4 protein-coding genes are annotated in these 6,618 nt (G+C 65.1%); all 4 read right to left on the bottom strand.

Translation table 11 applies throughout. The annotated features are described in order from the left end of the window. On the bottom strand, nucleotides 1-1,568 hold a 1,568-nt coding region (locus tag AC1D00_RS21055; protein WP_477011989.1), incomplete at its 3' end, for a flagellin. Between the two features lie 21 nt (nucleotides 1,569-1,589). Next, on the bottom strand, nucleotides 1,590-3,473 hold the full coding sequence (gene flgK, locus AC1D00_RS21050) for a flagellar hook-associated protein FlgK (RefSeq protein ID WP_477011988.1): 1,884 nt from the start codon (nucleotides 3,471-3,473) through the stop codon (nucleotides 1,590-1,592). A 34-nt stretch (nucleotides 3,474-3,507) separates the two neighbouring features. After that, on the bottom strand, nucleotides 3,508-5,781 hold the full coding sequence (locus tag AC1D00_RS21045; RefSeq protein WP_477011987.1) for a flagellar hook-basal body complex protein: 2,274 nt from the start codon (nucleotides 5,779-5,781) through the stop codon (nucleotides 3,508-3,510). 178 nt (nucleotides 5,782-5,959) lie between these two features. Next, complete coding sequence (gene msrB / locus AC1D00_RS21040; RefSeq protein WP_477011986.1) at nucleotides 5,960-6,472, bottom strand: peptide-methionine (R)-S-oxide reductase MsrB; 513 nt, start codon at nucleotides 6,470-6,472, stop codon at nucleotides 5,960-5,962. Nucleotides 6,473-6,618 lie beyond the last annotated feature (146 nt).

Here is a 6,618-nt window from a genome sequence, read left to right as displayed (position 1 = left end):
GTCCCGAACACGGCGATCGCCTGCAGCTGCCGCCGGATCGCATCCTCGTCGGCCTGCGCGCCATATTGCACCGTGACGGAATCGTCGACCCGCGCCATCGCGGTGGAACGCGCCGAACCGGGCCCGTCATTGCCCTGGTACCATTTCACGGTGTTGGCCGTGCCGTTCACCAGCGTCGTCGCCGAGCTTGCCGGCGAAGAGCCGACGCGCAGCGGCGGCTGCGTCGCGGTGATCGGCGCTGAGCTGAAGCCGAGTGCGCCGAGCGCGGCGGTCGCGCCGGGTGTCGAGCCCGAGATGCTCAGGCTTGCCGCGTCGTCGGTGTTGATCGTGATCGAGCCGCCATGGATCGTCGACGGTTTCGAGGTGCCCGTGATCGAGTCTATCTTGCTGAGCAGGGTCTGGATGCTGTCGCCGACATTGAGCTGGTTGCCGGTCGCGCCCGAGGCGACGAAAGTGAGCGTGGTGCCGTTGACGGTGATGGTGTTGCCGGCGACGAAGCCCGGCGAGATCGAGTCCGAGGGGCTCGCGCCGGACAGCGCGGTCGCTCCGGTCACGGGGGCCGGCGTCGCCGCCTGGTTGTTGACGGGCGTGCCGATCGCAGAGCTTGCGGTGTTGAAGAAGTTGTCGCCGGCGACAATCGCGGACGCCGCCACCAGCGAGGTGTTGGCGAGCTTCGTGATCGCGGTGTTCAACGCCGTGTTGAGGTTTGTCGCGGTATTGTTCGGGTTGACCGGGACGCTCGCGTCGATCGCGAAGCTGCCGAGCGGCGTCGGCGTCTTCGTCGAGGCGGTCAGGTCGATCTGCTCGGTCGTGCCGTCCGGCAGCGTGAACTGGACGCTCAGCTTGTCGCCATTGCTGGGATTGGTCCCGTTGAGATCGACGGAGAATGACACCGGCGAGCCGCTCGGGCCGGTGATGGTCGCGCCCGTCAACGTCGAGGAGACCGCCTTGATCTTGAGCCCGAACGGCGATCCCGCGACGTCCTCCGACACCTGCACCGAGCTGGGCGTGGGCTGCGTCTGCACCAGCCGCCCCATGCCGTTGGCGCCGAGGTCGGCGGCCTGGCGCTCCGCCATGACGGTCTTGAAGCCCGCCTGCGTCGTGGTCCCGTTGATGATGTCGCCGGCATCCGCGACCGGCTGCGTGTTGAAGGCGGTTCCGGAGAACAGATAGCGGTTGCCCGACTGCGTGTTGAGCACGCCGACCATCGAGCCGAATTGCGCGGCCGCGGTGTTCTGCGCGACCGTCTGTCCGTTGACGTTGAGATCCTGCGCGGTATTGGCGGAGCCCGTCTGCACCGTGTTGCGGATCGTCGTCAGCGCCTGGAGCGCGGTATTGGCGAGGTTGATGTTGACGTTGACGTTGGTGATCGTGTCGGTATAGGCGGCAATGTTGGAGAGCTGCGCGCGCCCGGCGATCGCAAAGCCCTCGTTGGTGCCCATGCCGGAATAGTTCTGCGACAGCTTGCCGGTCGAGAGCTGCGTCGACAGGTCGGTGAGCTGCTGATTGATGTTGCGGATCTGCGAGCCGAGAACCGACGAGGAGTAGTTGATGCTGCTGATCGACATGTTTCAGAGCCCTGTTACTTGTTACACTTGAGCCTGGAGCAACGTGTTCATCATGCCCTGCACCACCGACATCACGTGGGCATTGGCGGCATAGGCATTCTGAAGCTGGATCAGGTTCGACATCTCCGAGTCCAGGTTGACGCTGGAGGTCGAGTTGAATTTAGCCTGGAGCGTCGAGACCACGACGCTCTGGCCCTGCTGGAGCTGGGTGGCCTGGGTCGAGGCGTTGGCCTGGATGCTCAGGAACTGCTGGAGGTAGTTCGAGACGCTGCCGGTGAAGGGCTGGTTGGCCGAACCGAGGCCGGTCGTCGGCGAATAGGAGAACACCGCGTTGGTGAGCTGCGAATAGAGATAGTCCGAACGCGTGGTGTCGCCCGCGGGCGTCACCGGCGAGGTGTTGTAGACCGACAGCCGCGTGGGATCGCTGGCCAGCTGCGTGTTCACCGCGATGCGCCCGGCAAGGCCGGTCATCTGCGAGCCCGACGCCGTGATCGCGCCGGTGTAGAGCGCCTGCCCGCCGTCGGTGAAGACCGCCAGTTGCGGGTTGCCCGAGGTCAGCGACGAGATCGTCTTGGTGGTCGAGGCCGAATTGACCTTGGCAAGGCCGGTGTTGTCGTCGGTCACCCGCAGCGTCGTGGCGGTTGCCGGCGCAGGAGCCGCGGAGAACGTCAGGTGCGAGCCTGACAGCGCGGAGTTGAGCGCGGAGGCAATCGCGGCCACGCCGCCGGAAAAGTTGACGCCCACCCGCATCGGATTGGCATTGGTGGCATTCTGGAGCGGCAGCGCCGCCGGATCGGTCACGTTGACCAGCGTGACCTGGCGCTGGGTGTTGGTGGTCGTGTCCGTGTAGGTGATGTTGACCGTGTTGCCCGGCTGCGCGCCGGCAACGTCCAGGTCGAACCCGGCCGGCGGGCCGGACACGGTGCTGCCGGCCGTGGTCTTGTCCGACAGCGCGCTCGACATCGTCGCGGCAAGCTGGTCGATCTGGGTCTGCGCCTGCACCAGCGTCTGGTCGCGCAGCTTGAGATCGGCCGCGATCTGGCCGGACGAGACCACATTGTTGGCGACGACGTCGACCTTCGAGCCGTTCGGCAGGACGATGTTGAACGCGCCGACGCCCGACTTGGCCGGATCGATGTTGTAGAGCGAGGTCGCCGACAGCGCGCCGGCGGACGCAAAGGAGAATTGCGAGGCGAGCCCGGCACCGACGAGCTGGATGCCTGTCGTGGTGTAGATGTTGGCCTGGTTGGAGCCGTCGGTGGTGACGCGCACGTCGACATATTTCGACAGCGTGTTGATGGCCTGGTCGCGCTGGTCCATCAGCGTCGCGGCGGACGGATCGGTGGCCGACAGGCCCTGGAGCTTGGTGTTGATGTCGGCGATCTGGTTCATCGCCGCGTTGGCCTGCTGCGCCGAGGTGCCGAGATCCTGCTCGACGTTGGAGCGCAGCGACTGGATGCCCTTGGTGGTGACGTTGAGCTGCTGCGCCAGCGCCTGCGCCGCGCCAAGGGCAACCGTCTGCGCCGACGACGAGCCCGCGCTGGTCGACAACGCCTGCAACGCCGTGGTGAAATTGTTCAGCGCGGTTTCGAGCGTGCCGCTGTTGCCGGGCGTGCCATAGACATTCTGATGCTGCTTCAGGATGTTGGCCATCTGGTCGGCATAGCCGCTGCCGCCGGTCTCGGTGCGCAGCTGGTTTTGCACGAAGGTGTCGAGCTCGCGGCTGACACCGGTCGTCATCGCCGTCGAGCCGAAGTCGCCGGTGGTGACCTCGATCTGGTTCGGCGTCTGGACGATGTAACCCGGCGTCTGCGAATTCGCGACGTTCGAGGAGACGATCGAGAGCGCGGCCTGGTTGGCACGCAGACCGCTCATCGCACTGGCGAGGGCTGAACTCAAACCCATGTCACTGGCCGCCTTTGGTTACGTCACGCGCCGATCAGCGCAATACGTTCAGGAGGTCCTGCACCATCGAATTCGCCGTCGTGATCACCTTGGTGTTGGCCGAATAGGCCTGCTGGGTCACGATCAGCTTGGTGAACTCGTCGGCGATGTCGGTGTTCGAGCCTTCCAGCGACGAGCCGCTGATGGTGCCCGAAGCGCCGTCGATCGCAGGTCCCGACTGTTCGGTCGCGGCATAAGCGCCGCCATCGAGCGCCTTGAGGTAGTTGGTGCCGTTGAAGTGCGACAACGAGACCTGCGCGAGGTCGAGGTTCTGGCCGTTGGAGAAGGTACCGACCACGAGGCCGTTGTTGTTGACGGCGACCGAGCGGAGCTGACCCGCGGCGTAGCCGTTCTGGGTGATGGTGTTGATCGTCACCGCACCGCTGGTGCTGGCGTATTGCGTCAGACCGCCCTGAGAGATGTTGAAGKCGACCGAGCCGAGCGACTGGCCGCTGACGCTGACATTGTTGATGGTGATGCCCGAGCTGCTCGGCGAGGTCAGCGAGCCGTCGGCGGCGAAGGTGAAGGCCTGCCCGGTATTGACCCAGCCGACCGTCGTGCCGGTCGCATTCGGATCGGTCTGGTAGAACAGGTTCCAGGTATCGGAATGGCCGGTGCCCAGCGAGGCGCTGTCGGTCTTGGCCCAACGCATCTGCAGGTTCACCGGCGTGCCCGCGGCGTTGTAGGCGGTGACGGCACCGCCGCTGATCGATTCCTTGGTGAAGGTCGCGATGTCATTGCCGATCACGCCGCCGGTGCCGGCCGTGCCGCCACCGCCGCGGTTCTTGGTGACGGTCGAGGTGAAGCCGAGCGCGGCGAAGGCGCTGCTGTTGTTGCTCGTCACCGTCAAAGTGGGATTGGCGATACCGGTATTCAGGGTGATCACGCCGTTGCTGATCGAAGAACCGCTCGCACCGCTGAGCGCGTCGATCTTCTGGAGCAGGGTCGCGATGTCGTCAGTAACGTTGATCAGGTTCGGGGTCGAACTGCTAGCGCCGGAGGTCACGAAGGTGAGGGTATTGGCGCCTGCCGTGCCGTTGACCTGGATATAGTTGCCGGCCACGAAGGGCGTCGAGAGGACTTCCGCCTGGCCGGGCTGCGCGGTGCCGCCGAGCTGTGTCGCAGCTGTAATCGCGGGGGTGGACAGCACGTTACCACCGCGCGTCACGCTGCTGACGCCGAGCAAGCTTGCCGCAGTGCCGCCGATCGTGACGTCGGCTGTGGTGTTGGTCGTGATCTGGATGTTACCGCCCGCGGTCATTGTCGCGGTGGCGGGGGCGCCACCGGCGCCCAGGGTGATCGCATTCAGGATGTCCGACATCTTTGCGCCGGTCGGCGAGAGCAAGCCGATCGTGGTGGTGCTGCCGCTCGTCGAGGCGCCGGAAACAGTGGGGTCAAAGTTGATGGTCTGGCCGTTGACCGTCAGCGTCTTGTTGGCCAGGTTGGTGAGAAGGCTGGTGTTGAGATGCGGGGACACGGCGGAATCGAGCGACGTGGCGCCAGTTGCCGCCGCCGAAGCGCTGTCCTGCAGCGTCACCGTGCCGGTCGCGGTCGTCGCCGTATAGGCCGAGCGCAGATTGCCGGTGGCCGCTGCGCCGGAGACCGTCGCATTCGTATAGGGCGGCGGCGGCGTGCCGATGATCAGCGGGTTGGCGGCGAAATCGGACGGGTTCAGGCCGCCGGCCGCCAGCAGCGTGCCGCTCGCCGCGGTCGAGCTCGCCGCCGTGTTCGGCACGCTCGGCAGGTTCGCGGCGTACTGGATCGAGGTGGTCGCCTGGGCCGGGATGAAGTTGTTCTGGAATTTCAGGACTGTCGCCACGTTACCGGTCGGGTTGCCGGTCTTGGGATCGACCGTGGTGCCCATCAGATAATAGCCGGCGCCGTTGACCAGATTGCCGTTGGCATTGAGCTGGAAGTCGCCGCGGCGGGTGTAGTAGGTGACGCCGCTGAACACCGGAACGTTGTCGACGACGCCGGTCGCCTTCTGGATCGAGAAGAAGCCGTCGCCGGTGATCGCCATGTTGGTGGCGACGGTGGAGGACGAGATCGTGCCCTGCGTGGTGATGGTGGCCTTCGCATTGGCCGTCACGCCGCCCGCGACCTGCTTGCTCGGCACCGAGGCGTCGGGAATGAGATCGACGAAGCTGGTCCCGATGCCCTTGTAACCGGTGGTGGATGAGTTCGCGATGTTGCCGGAGATGTTCTGAAGCGCGTAGGACTGCGCCTGCAGGCCACCCACCGAGGTGTTCATTGCATCGAAGATACCCATAACTTTGTCTCCAAATCCGATCTCGGCGGCCGGTCGACCAGGGCCGCAGTCGGGGGAGACAGTCGCAAGGGCTATGCCAATGCGGGTATTCTCATAAAATCAATGACTTAAATAGAAAGGCCCCGATCGGATGACCGGGGCACAATTGCCGGGCCGGCAACAATTGCCGGGATGAAACCTAGGTTGCGGATGCAGCGGCAGGGTGGAACACCAGCCCAAAACCGTCGATGCAGTAGCGCAGTCCGGTCGGCTTCGGACCGTCATCGAAGACGTGGCCGAGATGCCCGCCGCAGCGCCGGCAATGCACCTCGGTGCGGAGCATGCCAAAGGTGCGGTCCTCGGTCTTGCCGACATTGCCCTCGATCGGCTGATAGAAGCTCGGCCAGCCCGTCCCGCTCTCGAACTTGGTGTCGGAGGAGAACAGCGGCAGGTCGCAGCCGGCGCAGGCGAAGATGCCCTTGCGGTGCTCCTTCAAAAGCGGGCTGGAGCCCGGCCGTTCGGTACCCTCCTTACGCAGAATTTCATATTGCTGCGGCGTCAGCTGGGCGCGCCACTCGGCGTCCGTCTTCTCGATCTCGAATTTCTGCGCGGCCTTCTCGCCGGCCTCGGCAGGCGTTCCTGTCAGCCAGCGGAAGGCCGAAAGGCCGAACAGGCCGGCGACAGTCGTTAGCAGGATGCGGCGGTCAAACATCTCATTCTCCGTGCGGGAGGAGTCCACGCCCTGAGATACGGGTTCTAACGAACGACGTTACACGTCCAGGGGCGATTTTTCTCAACTTATTGCGAGATGCTGACGTCGTGCGAGGCCGGTTCCACGCCCTCGGCCACGGGTTTCGG

It is taken from the genome of Bradyrhizobium sp. P2_E8 (genome assembly GCF_056403875.1).
This window is presented reverse-complemented; position numbering and strand designations above follow the sequence as displayed.

Bases quoted from the DNA above. Each gene is read 5' to 3' on its own strand.
- flgK (WP_477011988.1), bottom strand. From the start codon at position 3,473: ATGGGTTTGAGTTCAGCCCTCGCCAGTGCGATGAGCGGTCTGCGTGCC.
- msrB (WP_477011986.1), bottom strand. From the start codon at position 6,472: ATGTTTGACCGCCGCATCCTGCTAACGACTGTCGCCGGCCTGTTCGGC.